Raw genomic sequence first — 18,893 nt, 5'->3', positions numbered from 1 at the left:
ATCCGACGGGCTGCCGATCAACCCGAACTACGCCACCACCCGCTTCCGGCTCCTCAGCCGCAGGGCCGGGCTGCCCCCGGTCCGGCTGCATGACCTGCGGCACGGCGCCGCGTCCCTCGCCCACGAGGCCGGCGCGGACCTCAAGACGCTGCAGGACCTGCTCGGGCACTCCAGCATCGTGGTCACCGCCGACACCTACACCAGCGTCCTGCCCCAGATCCAACGCCGATGCGCCGACGCCACCGCCCAACTGGTGCTGAACGCGGCCCGCCGCACCCGCAAGAAGATCAAGACGAAGGCCCGCAAGAACCGCCCGGACCGCGGCCCGATAACAGCGGCACCCGCCCCGGCGAAACCGAAAACAGGTGCTCCGGCCCCGGCCAACCGCAAGCCCGCCGCAAAACCGCAGGTCACGAAGCCGTCAACCCGCGGAAACGCCGTACCGGCGGTGGCACCCACGTCGCACCCACGTGGCACCCACCGTCCGAACACGACGGACAGCAGAAAGGTCTGAACCGCGTCACCGCAGCTCAGACCCATGATGATCTTGCGCGCCCGAAGGGACTCGAACCCCTAACCTTCTGATCCGTAGTCAGATGCCTAGTGGGCACTCAGCAACGTCCGCCACGGGACGCAACTGTACTCCTTAGTCCGCCCAATGACCGCTACGTTCTCCCTAGTCCGGGCGGTTCACTCGATCGGGTCGGGTCGGGAGCGCCCGTTGTTGCCCACGTTGTGCTGGAACAGTTTCCGTAGTCCGGTGACGGCCTCGAACATCCGAGCACCATCCGAGCACCACACGATCACCCATGATCGCCCGCGGCGGGGCGCCCGACGGACCGTTTTGGCCACCGTTGGGCCCGGGAGGGGTGGCTGCAATCGCCACGACCACCGTGCGATCACCGGGCTTCGTTCTGAGGAGCACGGGCCACATGTACAAGACGTAGCGCCCTTGCGGTCGGTCGCAGGGCCGAGCCAGCCGAGGTGGGTTGCGGAAGGTACGCAGGCCGTCGTTGCTGCTGCTGGTCCCTTTCGGGGTGACGACGAATCTGGCGGGCCGTCGCAGCAGGGTGCCGCACAGTTGGCCGGCGTATAGCGGGGCTCCTTATATGAGCACGACGCCTTTCGCGACGCCGTCTCGCGCCGCCCGCGCTCGGGCGGCGAGCCGTGCCGTGCGCCGGCCGCGGGTGTCGGGCGCCTCCGACGGGTCGGGCCATCGGGTCGGGCCATCGGGTCAGGCGCCGCCGGCGGTGACGATGGCGAAGCCCAGCAGCAGGCCGACGAGCATCCCACAGATGGTGATCTCCTTGACCGCCATCCGGCGGACGACCGCGAATAGTTCGATCACCACTTACAGGATCGGCCCGGCGGCCAGGGCGAGAAACGCGATCGAGATGAGGTCGCTGGTGAACCGCTGCCCGACCAGGTCCCGACAAACGTGGGTCCGCTGCCGACCAGGCCGAGCACGGCGAGGTAACCCAGGACGGGCGGTCGCGGGCCGCCGCGAGCGGCGCCACGAGCCCGAATCCCTCGGTGGCGTTGTGCAGGCCGAACCCGATGATCAGCAGTACCGCGAGGGCGATCTCGCCGGGGGCGGCCGAGTTCCCGTGCCTGACTCGGGGTTCGGCCGTGTCCGCCGGTGCCGTAGTCGTGTGTTCTATCGAAGGTTGAGCCGGGTTCCTGACTTCGGGGGGATGACCTCGATCTTCCGGATCCATACCGTTTGGCCCGTAGGCAGGGAGCGCTGTCGGGAGGAGTCGATGGTGGTATCGGGTGATGATCTGGCGATCCGGGCGCGGGCGCTGCGCAAGTGTTTCGGGGCGCGGGTGGCGGTAGCCGGGGTGGATCTTGAGGTGCCGGCGGGGACGGTGTTCGGGTTTCTGGGACCGAACGGTGCGGGGAAGACGACGTTGATCCGGATGTTGCTGGGGCTGACCAGGGCGAGCGATGGCCATGCTTGGCTGCTGGGGCTGCCCGTGCCGCAGCGGCGTACGCGGGCGCTGGCTCGAGTCGGTGCGGTGGTGGAGGAGCCGGGGTTCCACCGGTATCTGACCGGGCGGGAGAATCTGCGGATTGCGGCGGCGGCTCGGGGTGGCGGGGCCGGCGAGCGGATCGGCGGGGCGCTGGAGCGGGTGGGCCTGGGCGACCGGGCCGACGATCGGGTGGGCCGGTACTCGCTGGGGATGCGCCAGCGGCTTGGGATCGCCCGGTGTCTGCTGTCGGATCCTGCGTTGTTGATCCTCGACGAGCCGGTCAACGGGTTGGATCCGGCCGGTATCCGGGAGATGCGGGTGCTGATCCGGTCGTTCGCCGACGAGGGGCGCACCGTGTTCCTGTCCTCGCATCTGCTGGACGAGGTGCAGCGGGTGTGTGACCGGATCGCGGTGGTTGACGCGGGGCGGGTGGTCGCGCAGGGCGCGACGGAGGAACTGGTGGGTGCGGACGCGCTCATGATCGAGGTCGCCGATTCACGGGCGGCGGCCGGGGTATTGGCCGGGTTGCCGCTGGTACGCGCCGTGGACGAGGTCCGCGATGGGGTGCTGCGGGTGCGGGTGTTCGACATCGGTCAGGCCACGGCGCTGCTGGCCCGGGAGTTGGCGGTGGCCGGCATCGCGGTGCACCGGTTGGAGGCGGCGCCGGCTTCCCTGGAGCGCGCGTTCCTGGAGCTGACCGGACGCAGCGGGGCCGAGCGGTGATGGCTGACCTGGCGGCGATGGTGGCGGCGGAGGTGCTGCGGCTGGTGCGGCGGCGCGGTCTGATGGCCTGGATGGTGGTGCTGACGGTGGGGGTGGTGTGCTGCTATTACGGCCTGTTCGCCGTTCAGCACGCGATCGACGCACGGCACCATCAGCCGGCTGGCGGGACGCGGAGCATGTACCACCTGGTGGACAACTTCGGGCTGGTTGTGTCGTTGCTGGCGATCCTGATAGGTGCCACCGTGGCGACGGCGGACGTGTCTTCGGGGGTGTTCCGGGACTTGGTGGCTACCGGGCGGTCCCGGTTGGTGCTGTTCGCGGTTCGGGTGCCCGGGGCGTTGATCGTGCTGTTGCCGGCGGTGGTGACCGCTGGTGTGCTGGCGGGGGTGGGCGCGCGGGTGTTCGCCGGTGGTCTTCCGGCGCCGTCGGTGGGCCTGATAGCGCATTACACCGGTTGGCTCGTGGCCGGCGCCGTGGTGGATTTGGCGCTGGCGACGGGGTTCGCCGCGCTGACCGGCTCGCGCAGCATCACGATCGGAGTCCTGCTCGGTTACGAGGCGGTGGTGACGCCGCTGCTGCACAACATGACGGTGCTGGGTTCGGTGCGGCAATGGGCGTCCGGTGCGGCCGTGGCCCGGCTGGAACCGTTCAGCGGGGCGCCGTACCCGGTTGCGATGTCCGTCGGCACGGCCGTGGCGGTTCTGGTCGCCTGGACGGTGCTGTCCCTGGCGTTGGGCGCGTGGCGTACCGCCACCCGCGATGCCTGAATCCGCCCGAATCCGATGTTGGAGGCGATGATGCACAGAGCCCGAGTGTGGTACGTGGTAGCGGTGCTGGGACTGGTGACTGCGCTGGCTGGTACCGCCGGCTTGATGGTCGGCACCCGGCACCTGCCGGCGAAGGTGGCAATGGTGGTGGTCGGACTCGTCGCGGCGGGCGCCGGCGTTGCGGTGGGCCGTTCCGGTCGCCGGATCGGCGGGAATCGTCGGTGAGCGACACGGTCACAGCCTTACCGCGCGGCGAATCCTCCATGCCCGCCGCCGGGCGGCGCTGGCTGGCCGACGCGTCGCTGGCGGCCACACTGCTGACCGCTCAGCTGGCCGGAATGTTGGTGGTCGGCGGTCCGGCCGCGCGGTGGGTCGGCCGCCCGTACGCGCTCGCGTTCATGGTTGTCGGCTACGGCGTTCTGGCGCTGCGCCGGCGGTACCCCCTGGCGGTGCTCACCGCGCAGGCCGTGCTGGTGCTGGCCGAGGCGTGGTCGGGCCACCCGCTGCTGTCGGCGCCCGCCCTGTTGGTGGCTGTGGTGACGGTGGCCGCGGCCGGGTGGCGGCAGGCCGCCGCCGCTGGGGCGGTCGCCGCGACGGTGTTGGCCGGCGGTCCTGTTCTCGGTCGTACGGTTTCGGCAGATGGGTTGGTCACGGCACTCGGATTTTGTCTGGCCGCGGTCAGTACGGGGCTGTACGTCAATGCCGCGCGAGGTCGGCGGATCGCGGCACAGGACCGGCGAGTCCGCGCGGAGCGGGAACGCCGGCTGCGCTCCGAGGCCGCGGTCACCCACGAACGGCTACGGATCGCCCGCGAGTTGCACGACATCGTCGCGCACCACCTGTCCCTGGTTGTCCTGCAAGCCGCGGCGGCCCGCCTGGCCCTGCCGGCGAACGCGCCGGCGTTGCCGCCGGTGAACGCCGTCGAATCGGCGTCGCGCCGAGCGCTGGAGGAGATGCGGCGCATGGTCGGTGTGCTCCGGCTCGCCGATACCGGTGTGGACACCGACCGGGCGCCGCAGCCCACCCTCGGGGAGCTGCCGGAGCTGGTCGAGCAGGCCCGGTCGGCTGGCCTTGCGGTAACCTTGCACATGGATGCCGACCTGCAGGACGTTCCCGACGGCGTCGCGCTGTGCGCGTACCGCATCGTCCAGGAAGCCCTGACCAACGTCATCCGCCACACCGACGGCGTGCCGGCCACCGTCACTATCGGCCGCCGGCCCAGCGGGCTCGACCTGCAAATTGACAACGACGGCGGGTTCCCGCAGCCGGGTACCACGCGCGGCGCCGGGCTCGGACTGGTCGGAATGCGGGAACGGGTGAGCCTGCTCGGCGGACAACTCTCGGCCGGACCGCTGCCCGGCGGCGGCTGGCGAGTCCACGTCGAACTACCCCTGCGGCAGGCGGCATGACCCCGATCCGGGTGCTGCTCGCCGACGACCAGGACCTCATCCGGCAAGGCCTGCGGGCCGTCCTCGCCCCATTCGACGATGTCACCATCATCGGTGAAGCCGCCGACGGCGTCGCCGCCGTCGCCGCCGCACAGCGGCTACAGCCGGACGTCACGCTCATGGACATCCGTATGCCCCGCCTCGATGGTGTCGAGGCGACCCGGCGGCTGCCCGGCCACCGCATCATCATGCTCACCACTTTCGCCCTCGACCAGTACATCCTCGACGCCTTACGTGCCGGCGCCAGCGGCTTCCTCCTCAAGGACACCCCCGCCGAAGAGATCGCCCACGCCATCCGGCTCGTCGCCGCCGGTCAGGCGTTGCTGTCACCCGCTGTCACCCGGCGCCTCATCGACCAGCTCAGCGACGGCCTACCCCGCAAGCCGCCCCCACCGGAGCTGGACACCCTCACGGCCCGCGAACGCGAGATTCTCACCATGCTCGCCACCGGCCTGTCCAACAGCGAAATAGCTGCCCAACTGCACATCGGTGAAGGCACCGTCAAAAGCCACGTCTCGCGCACACTGACCAAGCTCGGGCTGCGCGACCGTACCCAAGCCGCCCTCCTCGCCCACGACATCGGCCTGGCCTGACACATCGACGGGCGCACGCCCGGTACGCCTGCACTATGCCTTGTAGGCGACGGCGCCTGTCACCGCGCGCGTCGACTCGCGCCGACATCCAGCGAGGCGTCCCACCCCGACGACGGCGAGTTGCGCCGGGCACGAGCGAGTACGTGCGCCGCCCCGCGGCGCCCGGTCGTCACCGGGCGCCTTGGGGTGGTCTGCTCGGCGATTGCTGACCGCCTACGACCGGTGCCCCTTTGGAATCGGACATCGAGGGTGGCGGGTGAGGTCGATGCGGAGGTCGGCCGGTGCAGCGCATCGGAGCGCTCGCGACCTCTGATGTCCGGGATCGCCGGTGCATATCCGTTACCCCTTGGGCCGGTAGCCCTCCGCCATGCCGGATGTCGCTGCTACATCTGCAGTAGCTCGAAGATCTCCACCGCGCATTTTCCGTCGCTGTCGGACAGGAAGGGAAGGCCGCCGGTGAGTGCTTTCGCGGCGGCGAGATCGTCTGCCTCGACGATCGTGTAGCCGATCAGGTCACCGGCTGTCGTTTCGGTGCCGTCATCACGGACGGACGCGCTCGCTCCGAACGGGCTGCCGACGTCGACGAGCGCCGCGCCGGCCTTCTCCATCCAGGCGCCGAATGCGGCCTTGCGCTGCGCTCCCTGCTCCGGTGTGAGGTCGGACATCGCGGTGGCCGGGCCACGGTAGAGGTAGATGAACTTAGCCATTCTGATCGTCCTTTCGAGTACCGATGTGTTCACCGCATGCTGTGATCTGGATCTACGGCTGGCGCCAGCGTTGACGGACGGGTCTGGCGCCGTAGTCAGCGGCGCGTTCAGTCGGCTGGGAGCCGTCAAGCTCCTGGTCGGCAGCTGAGGTCGGTGTGGGGCAGTCGGCCGGTGGTGAGGTAGGTGTCGGCCGTGGTGGTGACGCAGGCGTTGGTGCCGTAGGCGACGTGCCCGACGGCGTCGTAGGTGACCATTCTGCTTTGCGGGAACTGGTGGTGTACGCGTACCGCGCCCGGGTATGGGGTGTGCAGGTCGTAGCGGTGGTTGATGAACAGGATGGCGGGCCGGCGGTTTCCGGTGATCGGTGTGGGCGGGTTGGGCGTGGTCGGCCAGCCCGCGCATTGGGTGAAGCTGGATGTGGTGGGTGCGCCGTACTCGAGTCGTGCGCCTATGCGGGTCTCGTAGCGGGGTGCCTGTTCCTGCATCCGCGTCTCGAACGCGGTGATCGCGGTGTAGCTGGTGAGCGTCATGGGCCAGTCGTCGCATAGCACTGCCTGGTGGGCGTCGTCGCCGGATGTGTCTGCGGGTGGGCGTACGGGGGTGATGGTGGGTGGTGGCACGGCGTCGGGTTCGTCGTCGTTGTCCAGGGCGGTGCGGATGATGGAGGCGTCTCCTGCCCGTGCCTGTGCGAGGGCTTGCGTGACGTCCGGCCACCGCTGTTGTCCGGGGAGCACGGCGAACAGGAACACCGCGATGTCGTCGCCGTTGACGGTGTTCCCGGTGCGGGAGTGCGGTGCGGGTATCGGATGCTTGTCGGCGTGCGCGAGGAGTTCGTCGTAGACGCGTGCGCAGTCGTGGCCACGCAGGGCGGACGCCGGGTTGGTGCGGCACCAGCCGGCGAAGGCGTGGAAGGTGTCCTCCTGCGCGGCGACCTGGTCCCGTACGCGTACCGGCCATGGGTCGGTGTGGTCCACCACGCTGTCGAGGACCATCGCTCGCACCCGGGTGGGATAGGCCTGCGCGTACTGCTGGCCGAGGACGGTGCCGTAGGACACGCCGTGGTAGCTGATCTGCTGCTCGCCGAGCGCTTGCCGGATGGTGTCCATGTCGCGTGCCACGCTGGCGGTGTCCATGTGGACCAGCAGCGGTCCGACCCGGGCGAGGCAGGCGTCGTCGACGGTGCGGGACGTGGCGGTGAACGCGTCGAGTTGGTGCTGGCTGGTGGGTGCGGTCCGGCGTTCGATGGTCGGCGTACAACTGACCGCGGCGCTGGCGTTGGTGCCGCGGGGGTCGAAGCCGACGATGTCGAACCGGCTGCGCAGGCCGGGTAGCAGTTGGTCGGCTTGGCGGACCTCGTCGACGCCGGACTCGCCGGGGCCGCCGGGGTTGACCAGCAGGACACCCACGCGCTGGTGCGGGTCGGCGGCGGGAACCCGGGCGATGGCCAGGTCGACGGTTGCGGTGCCGGGGTGGGTCCAGTCGACCGGCACGGCCACGGTGGCGCATTGCAGGCCGGCCGGTGCCGGTTCCTTGTCGCCGGCATCGGGGCAGGGCCGCCAGGCGAGGGCGGTGGTGGTGCGACCGGTGGCGTGGCCGGCCCCGGCGCCGCCCACGATGGCGAGTAGGCAGGTTGCGGCGAGTGCGGTGGTGGCGGCTCGTCCACGAGCTGTTGTCATGGGGTTCCGTTCAGGCCGGAGGGCGGCGGGTCCGTGCGGGACGCGGCCGGGGACTGTCGCGGGTGGTGGATCGTCAGTGGATCGGCCGGCGTATCCACCACAGCGCGGTGGCGGCCAGCAGCAGGGCGGCGGCCAGGTAGGCGGAGGTTTCGACGGCCTGGAAGTGCCAGAAGCGGGTGTCGGGCTGGTAGGAGACCCAGGAGGTGTAGTGGTGCTGGGTCAGCCAGCTGTGGAACGTCTGGTGCTTGCTGACCAGGTCCGGCCCGGCCTGCACGTCGAGGTCGTCGGTCTGGGCGCTGGTGAGCCGGTGCCCGGCGGGGTCGACGACCCACTGGTTGACGGTCATGCCGGTGGCCGTGCCGGAATCGGTGTCGATGTTGGCGTCCAGGGGTTTCTGGATCAGCGGTTCGAGCCAGGTGGCCGGGGCCACGATGGCCGCGAGGCAGGCGACGGTGGCGGTGGCCAGCGCCGGTACGGTGCGGCGGATCAGGGTGCCGAGCAGGACGGCAAGGGTGAAGCAGAACAGTGTCCGGGCGGCGAAGACCGTGCCCATGACGTGGTACATGTCGGAGCCGAGGCGGCCGCGTGGCGGTACCCAGGGTGCGTACCACCAGAAAGCCAGCAGACCGCACGCCAGGGCCAGCCCGGTGAGGGCGGCGCCGGGCAGGGCGAGCTTGGCGGCCAGCCATTGCAGCCTGGTCCGGCCCAGAGTCCAGGCGAAACGGTAGGTGCCGGTGTCGCGTTCCCGAGCAACGATGGGAGCGCCGACGAACGTGCCGAGGAACGCCGGCAGCAACATCAGCGCCGTGGCGAACCGGTCCGGCCACGCGCCGTACCGGTGGACGAAGACGTCCAGCGGTGCCTGGCACGCTGGTCCGTGCAGGTCGCCGCAGCTGTCGAGCCCGAGTGCCCGGTAGCCGGCGTGCATGGCCAGTCCGTGCACGGTGAGGAAGACGGCGATCGCCGTGAACAGCCCGGTGGTCACGAGCAGGGCGGTGCGGTGTTGCCGCCAGGTCACCCACGGCAGCCCCCGCAGCCGCGGCAGGCGCGGCCGGGCCGCCGTTTCGTCGATGCTGCCGATGGTCACGCGTCCACCGCCCTCAGCGGGGCCGCCATGGTGCGGTTGCCGGACGCGGGGCCGGGCAGCGCGCTCACGCTCGGCGTGCGCAGATATGCCAGAACGAGTTCCTCGAGGTTGGTGCGCTCGGCCCGCCAGCCGGCGGGTACCCGGACCGGGTCGTAGTCTCGTACGAGGACGGTCGATTGCCGGTCGGTGCGCTGTTCGCGGACCACGCACAGCCCTGCGGTGACCGCGTCGGCCTGCTCGGCGGGGCCGGTGAGCACGCTGTGCTCGCTCAGCAGTTCGTCCACATCACCGGCCACCTGTACCGCCCCCCGGGCCAGGACGACCAGGTAGTCGCACGCGCGTTCCAACTCGGCCAAGACGTGCGACGAGAACACCACCGACAGGCCCTCCTCGGCGACGGCCGCCATCACGGTGGCCATGAACTCGTGCCGGGCGAGCGGGTCGAGACTCGCCAGCGGCTCATCCAGGATCAGCAGCCCGGGGCGCCGCGCCAACGCCACCGCGAGCGCCACCTGCGCCTGCTGGCCGCCGGACAGCTGACCGACCTTGCGGCGCAACGGAATGTCCAGAGCCGCCAGCCGGGCGCGCGCGTCGGCCTCGTCCCACCGGCTGCTCAGGTTGCCGGCCAGCCGCAGCGTGTCGGCCACGCTGAGATTCGGGTACAGCGACGGATCCTGCGCGACGAACGCGACCCGGCCCAGCGCCTCCACCGACCCCGGCACAAGGCCGCCGAGCACCGCCAATTCCCCGGAGGTCGGCACCGCCAGACCGACCACCATGGTCAGGAGGGTCGACTTACCCGCACCGTTGGGGCCCACCAGTGCCACCACCCGCCCCTCGGGAATGGCCAGGGTCGCCTCGCGCAACGCCCACACGCCCCGCCGGTACCGTTTGCTCAACCGGCGCGCCTCTATCACGTTCATGACGCCGTCACACCCCGGCGCCGGGCCGCGTCGTACAGGGCGGCGTCCACCAGCGCGCGGACCGCGTCGTCGTCGAGGCCCGCGGCGGCGGCCTGCGCCAACCAGCGGTCAAGGCCACGCCGCAGCAGTCGGACGCCCTCCAGCGGCACCACGTTGAGCGTCTCCTGGACGAACGTGCCCTGCCCGGGACGGCCCGTGGCGATGCCTTTGCGCTCCAGGTCGCGGTACGCCTTCAACACCGTGTTCGGGTTGATGGCCAGCGCCGCCACCACGTCTTTCACCTTCGGCAGCTGGTCGCCGGGCTGCAGCAGGCCCAGCCGCAGAGCGTGCTCGACCTGCCGCACGATCTGCAGGTACGTGGGCACCCCGGATGTCGGGTCGAGCCGGTACTCGATCAACTCGCTTATCTCCTTAACTACTAAGATAGATAAGGAGAGTTGCACGGCCTCGATCTTTCGTCAAGGTTCCGCGAGAAGACGACGCGAGCCACCGCACCGCCGCGGCGAGCCATCACGTACCGCCGCCCCCACGTGGGTCTCGGACCCACGACGGCCATCGGCGAAACGGATGTGACGGCGCGGTGTTCGGTGCGGTCCTCAGGTTCTCGGCTCCTGTCGAGACATGAAGGTGCGCAATCTCGTGCTCGCCAGTCTCGATGAGTAGCTGTGGAAGGTGAGCCGGTCGGCAACGGCCAGGCGGAGGATCGCAAGATCGTCTCCAGCCTCGTCCATCGCCGAGTATTGACAAGGCATCTCTTGTACAAGAGAATACTTGTACAGACGGCGCGCGGCCGTCCGACTTGGAGGAGGACCACGATGACCCCCACAACCAACCCCACCGGCTACCAGGCGACCAAGACCTTCGCCTCGGCACCCCCGGCTGTGTTCGACGCACTGACCTCGGCCGACGCGATCACCCGCTGGTGGGCCCCGACCACCGGGTCGGCCGAAGCCGGCGGCGAGATCGTCCAGGTCTACGGCGGGCAGGAGGTGCGGCTGCGCGTCGAGCAGGCCGACCGGCCCACCCGGGTCTGCTGGAGCGTGCCGGTCTCCGAGCCCCTCCCGGACTGGATCGGAACCACGATCACGTTCGACCTCGCACCGGCCGCAGACGGCGGGTCGATCCTGCACTTCACCCACCACGGGCTGACCGAACAGTTGGAATGCTTCGACGTGTGCCAGGCCGGCTGGACCCAGTACCTGGCCAGCCTGGTCGACTACGTCGACCGCGACGGCGGCAACCCGTTCGGCTCGGCCACCGACGAACGCGCAGCCGCGTGGCGCGAGCACCAGGGCCAGGCCGCGGACTGAACCACGAGAGACGTGACCCACATGCCGAGGTCCGAACAGCCGGCCAGCGCCTCGACACCGGACGCGGTACTCAAGGCGCTCGCCGACCCGCACCGCCGGCAGATCCTGCGCCTGGTCCAGCACCGTGAGCTAGCCGCCGGGCAAATCGCCGCGCAGTTCCCCCTCACCCAGCAAGCGATCAGCCTGCACATCAGCGTACTGAGAAAGGCGGGCCTGCTCGCCGAACGCAGGGACGGCACCCGCCGCCTCTACTCGCTGCGACACGAAGCGCTGGACCCGGTACGCAGCCTGCTCGCCGAATTCTGGCCCGACGCCCTCGCCCGCCTCAAAACGGCAGTCGAACGCGCCCACCAGACCAAGGAAACGAGACAACCGTGACCGCATCGCCGACCGTCACCGCAACCACCCGAATCGCCGCACCACCCGAGGCCGTCTTCCCCTACTTCACCGACCCGGCACTGATCGTCACCTGGCTCGGCGACCAGGCCAACCTCGACCCACGGCCCGGCGGCGTGTTCGCCGTCGACATCGGCACCTCACCAGCGCGCGGCACCTACCTCTCGGTCGAGCCGCCGACCCGCGTCGTGTTCACCTGGGGACTCCCCGGAAACGAAACCATGCCCACCGGCAGCACCACCGTCGAAGTCCTCCTCATCCCCGACGACGATGGCACCGTCGTATCACTGACGCACCACGACTTGCCCGCCGAACACCGGCCCGGACACCAGGAGGGCTGGGATACCTTCATCGGCGCCCTCCCCGCCGCGGTCACTCATCACTGACGTGTCCCGGTCCAGCCAAGCATGTGGACGTCCGACCCCAGAGCCTCACGCAGTACGGGCGTCCGGCTGACCCAGGGAAGGCCCGGAGAGCGAGAGCATCCCCCCGTTGACCGCCCGTCACCGGGCCTGGGCGGCCTCGATCAGTTTGAACGCCATCGCGAGCCCGGCGGCCTTCGAGCCGGGTCCTTTGGTGACCTTGGTACGGTGCCGGACGGTGGCGAAGGTCGACTCGGGTTGGTCGTGCGCAGATGCACCCAGTGCTCGGCCGGGAAATCTTAGCGCCAGGAGTTCGTCGAGGTCATCGACGACCTTCGCGACGGCTTTGCCGAACTTGCCGCCGTAGGCCAGCTTGAACGCGGACACCGCGCGCGGGCGTGCTCGCGGTCCTCGGCGTTCCAGATCTCGGCCAGGGTACGTTTCGCGCCGGGATGCGCCGACTTCGGCATGGCCCGGAGGACATTGGCGATTCTGTGAAACCAGCAGCGCCGCTCCCGGCTGGTCGGGAACACCTCACGCAGCGCGTTCCAGAAGCCGAGCGCACCGTCACCGACGGCCAGGATCGGGACGCGCATGCCGCGGCGTTTGCAGTCACGCAGCAGATCAGCCCAGGACTCGGTGGACTCCCGGTAGCCCTCCGCCAGCGCTACCAACTCTTTGCGGCCGTCGACGCGGACACCGACCATGACCGGCAGGCACAGTTTCGCCTCGTCCAGGCGCACGTTCAGGTGCACCCCGTCGGCCCACAGGTAGACGTAGTGACGCCGGACAGGTCCCGGCCGGCGAAGGCGCGGGCCTCGTCCTGCCACTGGACGGTGAGCCGGGTGATCACGGGCGCGGACAGCCCGGAGCTGGTACCCAGAACTGCTGCAACGCGGGCACGAAATCTGACGACGAGAGCGCGTGCAGGTAGAGCAGCGGCAGCACCTCGTTGATTTGCGGTGACTTGCGGCACCAGGCGGGCAGGCTCGCCGAGGCGAACCGCCGCCGCCGCTCACCGGTCTCGTCGATGCCTTTGTCGTTGACCCGCGGCGCCTCGACCTCGACCGCGCCGGCGCTGGTGAGCAGCTGCCGCGGCCGGGCATGACCGTTGCGCACCACCAGGCGGCGGCCGTTCTCGTCGAGTTCGGCGGCGTGCGCGGCGATGTAGGCGCGACCTCGGCCTCCAACGCGGCGGCCAGCATCCGCCGCGCGCCGTCACGCACGATCTCATCGATCAACGAGCCGCCCGAGACGGCCGGCCCGGACACGGTCGCTGGCGTGGGGCTCTTCCGGGTTGACTACGGTAAGCACGGGCGTGCCCTTCCCGGCCCGCGTTGGCGCGCGTCCCAATCATGACTGGTCCACGCGTCGATATGTGCGCGTCCAATTTTGACAGCTGTCGAGCCTTGCGTGCTCATCGCTTCCTCCAAGTTGAACTGGATCCTCTGCGAGGGGCTGTTGCGTCGATGTTGCAGCTAGTGGCTTCGCATGAAACGTTGACCCGGTAATTTCATCCCTTCTGTCCGGTTGCAGTCCCTGGCTGTTAGCCGTTGACCCGGCGGGAGGTGGTGATGGCACGTCATCCCGAAGTGTTCGTCCGGGACCTGTCCATGACCGAGGGGCAGAGACTGCAACGGATCACGCGGACGGCGAAAGACCCGGTCAGGCTGCGCCGGGCGATCGTGGTGCTGATGTCCGGCCAAGGCCAGGCGGTCAGCGACATCGTGGACCTGCTGCAGGTCGACGACGGTTACGTCCGGGACGTGATCCACGCGTTCAACGAGCGGGGGTTCGATGCCCTGGACCCAAAATGGAGCGGGGGCCGGCCACCGGCCACGGATAAGACGACTCGGCAGAAAGTCGTCGCCCTGGCCAAGACCGACCCCCACGCTCTCGGACTGCCATTCTCCTGCTGGAGCCTGGCCAAGCTTGCCGCCCACCTGGCCCGGGAAAAGATCACCTCCGTCGGGCGGGAAGCGATCCGGCGGATCCTGCGCGCCGAGAACGTCACCTTCCAAACCACCACGACATGGAAACCGTCGGCCGACCCGGACTTCGTGACCAAGATGAACCGGGTCCTCGACCTCTACGACCATCCACCCGCCGACGGGCGGGTGATCTGCTACGACGAGTTCGGACCGCTGAACCTGATGCCCCGCAAGGCAAAGCCTGGCGACCCGCCGGCCGGCCCGCGCGGCTGCGGGCCACCTACACCCGCACGCACGGGGTCCGGCACATGCTCGCCGCACTCGATCTGGCCACCGGCCGGATGCTCTACCGCATCCGGAACCGCAAACGCTGGGGCGAGTTCCTGGACCTGCTCAAGGTGCTGCGGCGCACCTACCCCGGCCAGCGGCTGTACGTGATCCTGGACAACTTCTCCCCGCACAAGCGTGCCGAAGTCCTCACCTGGTGCGCCGGCAACAACGTCGAGTTGGTGTTCATCCCCACCAACGCGTCCTGGCTGAACTGGATCGAGGCCGAGTTCGCGGCCTTGCGCTACTACGCGCTCAACGGCACCGATCACCGCAGCCACGACGAGCAAGGCCAGGCCATCGCCCGATACGTCCGCTGGCGCAACGCCCGCGCCCGCCCCAAACGCGGCTTCGCCATCAACTCCAAGATCAGAAGCCCGGACTGGCAGGCAAATTACCAGGCCAAGGTTTCATGCTGAGCCACTAGTCCTGCACGGGGAGGATGCGCGGTAGGCCGAAGGGGCGCAGCGTATGCGACTCGAAGCGGGTAAGCGCGGCGACCCGGTCCCCGTGCAGGGTGATGACGAGCAGGCCGTTGGCGTGCCAGGCGCCGTTGGTGTCGTCTCGGGTGTAGACCGCGAGGGCGGGTTGTCTGTTGGCGCGGGTGATGATGAACCGCGCCTGCGGTACCAGGTGGAACACCACGCCGGACATGAACTGGGCGGCGCGTTGGCGGCCCTGCCACACCGCGGGCAGCGGCGGCATCGCGATCCGTACGTCCTCGGCGAGCAGGCTCACCACCCGATCCACGTCCCGCGACGTGAACGCCGCGACTAGGCGGCGTACTACGTCGGCTTCATTTGCCGGGTCGGATCCGCCGCGGCGCGCCAGGGCACCGGGCGCGGCGCGCAGGGTGGTGCGGGCCCGGCTGAGCGTCATCGCCACCGCTTCCTCGCTCGTGTCGAGTGTGGCGGCGACCTCGCGGGTGGTGAAGCCGAGCACGTCGCGCAGGATCAGCACCGCCCGCGCCCGGGGAGACAGCACCTGCAGTGCGGTGACGAACGCCAGCGAGACGGCCTCGTACTGCTCAACCTGGGCATCGGGGCCTGGGGTCGCGTCGGGCAGGGCGTCGAGCAGGCTGTCCGGGTACGGCTGCAGCCAGGTGACGGTGTCCGAACCGCTTGGTTGTGGCGCGGTGGGTGGCAGAGTATCGACCATGGGTGGCCTCCGGCTGGCGCCGCGGATCAGGTTGAGGCAGGTGTTGGTGGCGATGCGGTACAGCCAGGTGCGTACCGACGACCGCGCCTGGAAGGTGGCCAGACCGCGCCAGGCCGCCAGCAGGGTCTCCTGTACCGCGTCGTCGGCGTCCTCGAACGAGCCGAGCATGCGGTAGCAGTGCACGTGCAGTTCGCGGCGGTACGGCGCGACCAGATCCGCGAAGGCGGGTTCGTCGCCTGCGCGGGCCCGGTCCAGCAATGCGTCGTCGGTGCTCACCAGTGCACCAATTTCAGCCGACTACAGCCGTGCGGAAGTGTGTCGCGAGCGGGTCGAGGTAGAACGTGGGCCAGTTGGTGTAGACGTGCTCGTGCCAGTCCTCGGGCACGCCATCCTGGTCGATGGACAGCCGGGTGCCCTCACCCTCGAGTACCAGCGTGAACCGCACGATCGAGTACGTGCCCGAAGCCCACACGGGAAATCTCCACGCCTGCACGATCCGCTCACCCGGTACCAACTCGATCTGCCGCCCGGTCACATGGCCGTCGAAGGCGGTGAACGCCTCGCCCGCCTCACCGGCCGGCACGCCGCTCATGCCGCACAGCGCGGACAGCGCCTGCGCATCGGCGAGCACCTGGTACACCCGCGCCGGCTCAGCCGGGATCAGCACATCGCGGTGGATCGTCATGACAGTGTCCTCTCGAGTCGTCTTAGCTGCGGCCGGAAGGCCTCGACCAGGTAGACACCGCCCAGCCCGGAAACCTAACAACCAGCCCCGCCGTCCCCCATCCGCGACTCTGGTCGGTGCGGCACCACGCGCACCAACCGGTACACCGACAGCCCGCCCGACGCGTCCAGATGGGTCATGGTTGTTCTTCATTCACCGACCGGTCCCATCGACGACGGATATCTGGAGACTGGCGACGGCAACCCCATCTATTCCGAGCAGCTGGGCAGCCACGAGCGAGAACAAGCAGCTGATCCTCGCTGCTTAACACCCACTGGCCTCACCGAGCTTGACAAATTCCGCCTTGCTGAAATTTCAGTGGGCTGCCGACAGGACACAGAACTGGTTGCCCTCTGGGTCGGCTAGGACCGTCCACTTCGGCATGCGGCGGACCACGGTGGCGCCCGCGCTCAGGATGGTCTCCTCATCGCCAGGTTCGCAGGCGATGTCCAGATGGACCCGCCCCGGGGGAGTCAACGTGTCGTCAACCGGCGCGATCCATACTTCGGGCGTCCGGCCAGTCGGGTCACGGAGCAACACGGCCTCACCTGGTGCCAAGGAGCGGGAGTCGACTTTCGCCTTGTCTTCGTCCACCATCGGCAGCCCGGTGGCCACGCTCCAGAACGGCGCCAACCGGTACGGATCCCTGCAGTGGACGACGATCGAAGCTATCCGCGGCATCCCCAAAATCTATCAGCGGCAACCAGATCGCGGGACAGCCGAATCGCGCAGCTTGTTCTTTACAGTAAAGCGAACTTATGACCCTCTCACGATCTGTAGCGATCTGATCGCAGCATGAGCGGTGCGCCTCAAGGCGCCCTGTTGTATCCCCAGCGCAGCTGGGAGGAACTCGGAGGGAGGTTCCTGGGTCTGATGGCTTACCAAAAGTGCGAAAAGGATCTTGGGGACCAGAGCATGCCAGGAAAGCGGTGGCGTGCCCAGGCGTACGGGCGCGGGGTGCTGCGGGACCCGCGGAATACGATGAGAGCTGAATTGCCCGAAGTCAAATCTCCAGCGATGCAAGCCGCCATCCACCGGAAAGACGTCTGAACCGGTGCCGTGCCCTGCGCTGGTATCGCGCTCATGCCGGCGCAACCTTTCGGGCACAGGGCGATGCCCAGTGAGGGCATTCAAGGAGATAGGTTGGCCACCTACGTTCCGCTCGACACGTACAACAGGGACGAACGAGGGATTCGCCTACGGGACGCGAGTCCTATGGCGACGGAGGTCTGGTAGTAGTCGCCGGGGTGAGGTCCGGCCAGGGAGTCCGGGAGCTGGACCCGTACCTGCGCACCGTGTTGCCGCCATGGCGTCGCGACGACGAGGGTCAGCGGAGCAACACCGCGCGAGGGCTGGTGGTGCAGTGGGAGTCGTACGGCCCGGCGGCCGACCTCTGCTGGGCGTTCGCCCGGGCCGAGGGGGCCGGGGGCGGTTCGTGGCCGGAGATGTTCGCCGCCCTGCCCCGGGATTTCCCCGAGCTCGCTGAGATCGTGGCCCCGCCGCCACCACCGCCGCCTCCGGAACGGGACGCCGTGCGCCGCAAGCGCGAGGCCCAGGAACATCAGGAGCAACAGTGGCGGCTGGCCGACCTGAAACGCACATGGGGCGGCCGGATCCCATCGAATCCGCGGCTGCTGGAGCCCAAGGTCTCGGCGCGAACGCTCGGTCTGGTTCCGTACGACCGGGATCTGATCGACCTGGTCGCCGACGCTGAGCCAGCGGACCAGCGAAGGATGGCCGTCTGGGCCGCCCGCTACTGCTGTACCCGATCCGGCCTGATCGCGCGCGACTGGGCCGAGGCCGGCCTGGATGCCCTCGAGAACGGTGATCCGCCGCCGCCGTGGTTCGCCGACCACGACGCCGCGTTCGCCCGCCTGTTCGACGTCCCCCGGGAGAGCATCACCCACACGGTCAGCTTCTCGATCGGCGATGCCGAGCCGACGCCGCGGATCGATCCGGAGATCCTGGCGATACACACGGTGGTGATGGCCCGCGACGCCGACCCGCTGATCGCGGCGATGGACACCGTCCGCAACGCCGTGGCACTCGACCCCGACTCCGCCCCGTTGCCTTCCGCGCCGCGTTCGGTCGGCCATAACCGGCACCCCGTTCAGAAAGGGCAAGATGACAGGGCCTCGGCAATTGGCGTCCGTCTTTCAGCAGGCGGCCTCGCCGCCGGTTGGACCGGTTGCTGGTGCTGGCGCGTTTGGAATGAATCCACCGTGCCGGGTTCCGGCACCGCGCGGGCCTACCACCCGGATGTCCGAGGACTTCACCGCCGTTTACCGGAAGGCCGGCACCTCCACGACAGTCGCTAGGCCCGCCCATCGCCCTGCGCAAGCCGAGTTGCCGAGGCGACCATTACGGATCGTAGCGAGCGAAATGCGGCAGATCAGGGAGCCGCCGAGACTTCTATTGCAAGAATTCCTCGAAATGCTTGGCTACAAGATCAGCCATGGCTTGGGCGCTACTGGAGCCGTCGACCTCGATGACCCGGATGTTCAGCCGTCTGGCGTTGCGGACTGCGTCCTCGGCGATCAGCCGGTCACGTGCGATTCGATTGCGCTGAGCAAGTTCGGGATCGCTGACGTTGAACCGAGTTGCGTCAGCGCGTCGTAGGCGACGGACCTGGTGCTGCCGGAAGTCTTCGGTGGGCACCATGACGACCATGCGCCGCGGAGACGAGATCAGCGGGGCGACGAGTTCAGGACGAAGTCCCCAGCCATCGGCGATGATCGGACGCGGTGATGCGAGGGCGCGGAGGTCGTCGAGCGCGTACTCAAAGCGC

The 18,893-nt window shown here is 69.1% G+C and carries 20 protein-coding genes and 2 pseudogenes; 12 read left to right on the top strand and 10 right to left on the bottom strand.

What is annotated here, in order from left to right; all coding sequences use genetic code 11:
- The 6 genes from IH26_RS55050 to IH26_RS0150580 all read left to right on the top strand — a co-directional run.
- On the top strand, positions 1 to 514 hold a 514-nt coding region (locus IH26_RS55050; RefSeq protein ID WP_030443492.1), incomplete at its 5' end, for a tyrosine-type recombinase/integrase.
- A 1,246-nt stretch (positions 515 to 1,760) separates the two neighbouring features.
- Entirely contained in the window at positions 1,761 to 2,696 is a 936-nt protein-coding gene (locus IH26_RS0150600; protein WP_034218072.1) for an ABC transporter ATP-binding protein, read from the top strand.
- A gap of 17 nt (positions 2,697 to 2,713) precedes the next feature.
- Complete coding sequence (locus IH26_RS0150595; protein ID WP_157437845.1) at positions 2,714 to 3,463, top strand: hypothetical protein; 750 nt, start codon at positions 2,714 to 2,716, stop codon at positions 3,461 to 3,463.
- A gap of 63 nt (positions 3,464 to 3,526) precedes the next feature.
- Positions 3,527 to 3,688, top strand: a complete 162-nt coding sequence (locus IH26_RS0150590) for a hypothetical protein (protein ID WP_157437844.1) — start codon at positions 3,527 to 3,529, stop codon at positions 3,686 to 3,688.
- Between the two features lie 38 nt (positions 3,689 to 3,726).
- The gene (locus IH26_RS0150585) at positions 3,727 to 4,872 is read left to right on the top strand and encodes a sensor histidine kinase (RefSeq protein ID WP_051810015.1); all 1,146 of its coding nucleotides are present in this window, start codon (positions 3,727 to 3,729) and stop codon (positions 4,870 to 4,872) included.
- Complete coding sequence (locus IH26_RS0150580) at positions 4,869 to 5,504, top strand: response regulator (protein WP_030443487.1); 636 nt, start codon at positions 4,869 to 4,871, stop codon at positions 5,502 to 5,504. Before IH26_RS0150585 ends, IH26_RS0150580 begins: the two co-directional genes overlap by 4 nt.
- A gap of 383 nt (positions 5,505 to 5,887) precedes the next feature.
- Here IH26_RS0150580 and IH26_RS0150575 read toward each other — a convergent pair whose 3' ends face one another.
- The 5 genes from IH26_RS0150575 to IH26_RS0150555 form a co-directional block, all read right to left on the bottom strand.
- Positions 5,888 to 6,211 (bottom strand): YciI family protein, encoded by a 324-nt coding sequence (locus tag IH26_RS0150575; RefSeq protein ID WP_030443486.1) that lies wholly within the window; start codon positions 6,209 to 6,211, stop codon positions 5,888 to 5,890.
- A gap of 125 nt (positions 6,212 to 6,336) precedes the next feature.
- On the bottom strand, positions 6,337 to 7,887 hold the full coding sequence (locus IH26_RS56895; protein ID WP_084599843.1) for an alpha/beta fold hydrolase: 1,551 nt from the start codon (positions 7,885 to 7,887) through the stop codon (positions 6,337 to 6,339).
- 73 nt (positions 7,888 to 7,960) lie between these two features.
- Entirely contained in the window at positions 7,961 to 8,974 is a 1,014-nt protein-coding gene (locus IH26_RS0150565) for an ABC transporter permease subunit (protein ID WP_030443484.1), read from the bottom strand.
- Positions 8,971 to 9,873, bottom strand: coding sequence for an ATP-binding cassette domain-containing protein (locus tag IH26_RS0150560; protein WP_245666055.1), 903 nt, complete (start codon positions 9,871 to 9,873; stop codon positions 8,971 to 8,973). Before IH26_RS0150560 ends, IH26_RS0150565 begins: the two co-directional genes overlap by 4 nt.
- Positions 9,874 to 9,893: 20 nt before the next feature.
- On the bottom strand, positions 9,894 to 10,295 hold the full coding sequence (locus IH26_RS0150555) for a GntR family transcriptional regulator (RefSeq protein ID WP_030443482.1): 402 nt from the start codon (positions 10,293 to 10,295) through the stop codon (positions 9,894 to 9,896).
- A 417-nt stretch (positions 10,296 to 10,712) separates the two neighbouring features.
- Between IH26_RS0150555 and IH26_RS0150550 the strand changes: the two genes are divergently transcribed.
- Genes IH26_RS0150550 through IH26_RS0150540 form a run of 3 tightly spaced genes read left to right on the top strand, consistent with a single transcriptional unit; the run spans position 10,713 to position 11,989 of the window.
- On the top strand, positions 10,713 to 11,207 hold the full coding sequence (locus IH26_RS0150550) for an SRPBCC family protein (protein WP_051810010.1): 495 nt from the start codon (positions 10,713 to 10,715) through the stop codon (positions 11,205 to 11,207).
- A gap of 21 nt (positions 11,208 to 11,228) precedes the next feature.
- Entirely contained in the window at positions 11,229 to 11,585 is a 357-nt protein-coding gene (locus tag IH26_RS0150545) for an ArsR/SmtB family transcription factor (RefSeq protein WP_034218062.1), read from the top strand.
- Complete coding sequence (locus IH26_RS0150540) at positions 11,582 to 11,989, top strand: SRPBCC family protein (protein ID WP_051810008.1); 408 nt, start codon at positions 11,582 to 11,584, stop codon at positions 11,987 to 11,989. The genes IH26_RS0150545 and IH26_RS0150540 overlap by 4 nt, the downstream gene beginning before the upstream one ends.
- Before the next feature lie 120 nt (positions 11,990 to 12,109).
- Here the strand turns inward: IH26_RS0150540 and IH26_RS57355 are convergent.
- Positions 12,110 to 13,279 (bottom strand): annotated as a pseudogene (locus tag IH26_RS57355) (IS256 family transposase); the annotation flags it as partial.
- A gap of 260 nt (positions 13,280 to 13,539) precedes the next feature.
- Between IH26_RS57355 and IH26_RS63680 the strand changes: the two are divergent.
- Together IH26_RS63680 and IH26_RS63675 are read left to right on the top strand one after the other, a co-directional pair.
- Positions 13,540 to 13,902, top strand: a pseudogene (locus IH26_RS63680) (helix-turn-helix domain-containing protein); the annotation flags it as partial.
- Between the two features lie 95 nt (positions 13,903 to 13,997).
- Positions 13,998 to 14,642, top strand: a complete 645-nt coding sequence (locus IH26_RS63675) for a transposase (RefSeq protein ID WP_245666054.1) — start codon at positions 13,998 to 14,000, stop codon at positions 14,640 to 14,642.
- A gap of 4 nt (positions 14,643 to 14,646) precedes the next feature.
- Here IH26_RS63675 and IH26_RS0150525 read toward each other — a convergent pair whose 3' ends face one another.
- From IH26_RS0150525 to IH26_RS0150515, 3 genes are all read right to left on the bottom strand, one after another.
- Positions 14,647 to 15,657, bottom strand: a complete 1,011-nt coding sequence (locus tag IH26_RS0150525) for an RNA polymerase subunit sigma-70 (RefSeq protein ID WP_030443478.1) — start codon at positions 15,655 to 15,657, stop codon at positions 14,647 to 14,649.
- 13 nt (positions 15,658 to 15,670) lie between these two features.
- A complete protein-coding gene (locus IH26_RS0150520) occupies positions 15,671 to 16,066 on the bottom strand; it encodes an SRPBCC domain-containing protein (RefSeq protein ID WP_030443477.1) in 396 nt (131 codons plus the stop codon).
- A gap of 354 nt (positions 16,067 to 16,420) precedes the next feature.
- Entirely contained in the window at positions 16,421 to 16,786 is a 366-nt protein-coding gene (locus IH26_RS0150515) for a VOC family protein (protein ID WP_030443476.1), read from the bottom strand.
- A 674-nt stretch (positions 16,787 to 17,460) separates the two neighbouring features.
- Between IH26_RS0150515 and IH26_RS0150510 the strand changes: the two genes are divergently transcribed.
- Positions 17,461 to 18,423, top strand: coding sequence for a hypothetical protein (locus tag IH26_RS0150510; protein ID WP_157437843.1), 963 nt, complete (start codon positions 17,461 to 17,463; stop codon positions 18,421 to 18,423).
- Positions 18,424 to 18,517: 94 nt separating this feature from the next.
- Here IH26_RS0150510 and IH26_RS61765 read toward each other — a convergent pair.
- On the bottom strand, positions 18,518 to 18,893 hold a 376-nt coding region (locus IH26_RS61765), incomplete at its 5' end, for a hypothetical protein (RefSeq protein WP_030443474.1).

This window comes from Actinoplanes subtropicus (assembly GCF_000721705.1).
Lineage (GTDB): Bacteria > Actinomycetota > Actinomycetes > Mycobacteriales > Micromonosporaceae > Actinoplanes > Actinoplanes subtropicus.
This window is presented reverse-complemented; position numbering and strand designations above follow the sequence as displayed.

Coding starts and splice junctions, on each gene's coding strand:
- IH26_RS0150600 (WP_034218072.1), top strand. CDS start 1,761: ATGGTGGTATCGGGTGATGATCTGGCGATCCGGGCGCGGGCGCTGCGC.
- IH26_RS0150595 (WP_157437845.1), top strand. CDS start 2,714: ATGGTGGCGGCGGAGGTGCTGCGGCTGGTGCGGCGGCGCGGTCTGATG.
- IH26_RS0150585 (WP_051810015.1), top strand. CDS start 3,727: ATGCCCGCCGCCGGGCGGCGCTGGCTGGCCGACGCGTCGCTGGCGGCC.
- IH26_RS0150580 (WP_030443487.1), top strand. CDS start 4,869: ATGACCCCGATCCGGGTGCTGCTCGCCGACGACCAGGACCTCATCCGG.
- IH26_RS0150575 (WP_030443486.1), bottom strand. CDS start 6,211: ATGGCTAAGTTCATCTACCTCTACCGTGGCCCGGCCACCGCGATGTCC.
- IH26_RS56895 (WP_084599843.1), bottom strand. CDS start 7,887: ATGACAACAGCTCGTGGACGAGCCGCCACCACCGCACTCGCCGCAACC.
- IH26_RS0150550 (WP_051810010.1), top strand. CDS start 10,713: ATGACCCCCACAACCAACCCCACCGGCTACCAGGCGACCAAGACCTTC.
- IH26_RS0150545 (WP_034218062.1), top strand. CDS start 11,229: ATGCCGAGGTCCGAACAGCCGGCCAGCGCCTCGACACCGGACGCGGTA.
- IH26_RS63675 (WP_245666054.1), top strand. CDS start 13,998: ATGGAAACCGTCGGCCGACCCGGACTTCGTGACCAAGATGAACCGGGT.
- IH26_RS0150520 (WP_030443477.1), bottom strand. CDS start 16,066: ATGACGATCCACCGCGATGTGCTGATCCCGGCTGAGCCGGCGCGGGTG.
- IH26_RS0150515 (WP_030443476.1), bottom strand. CDS start 16,786: ATGCCGCGGATAGCTTCGATCGTCGTCCACTGCAGGGATCCGTACCGG.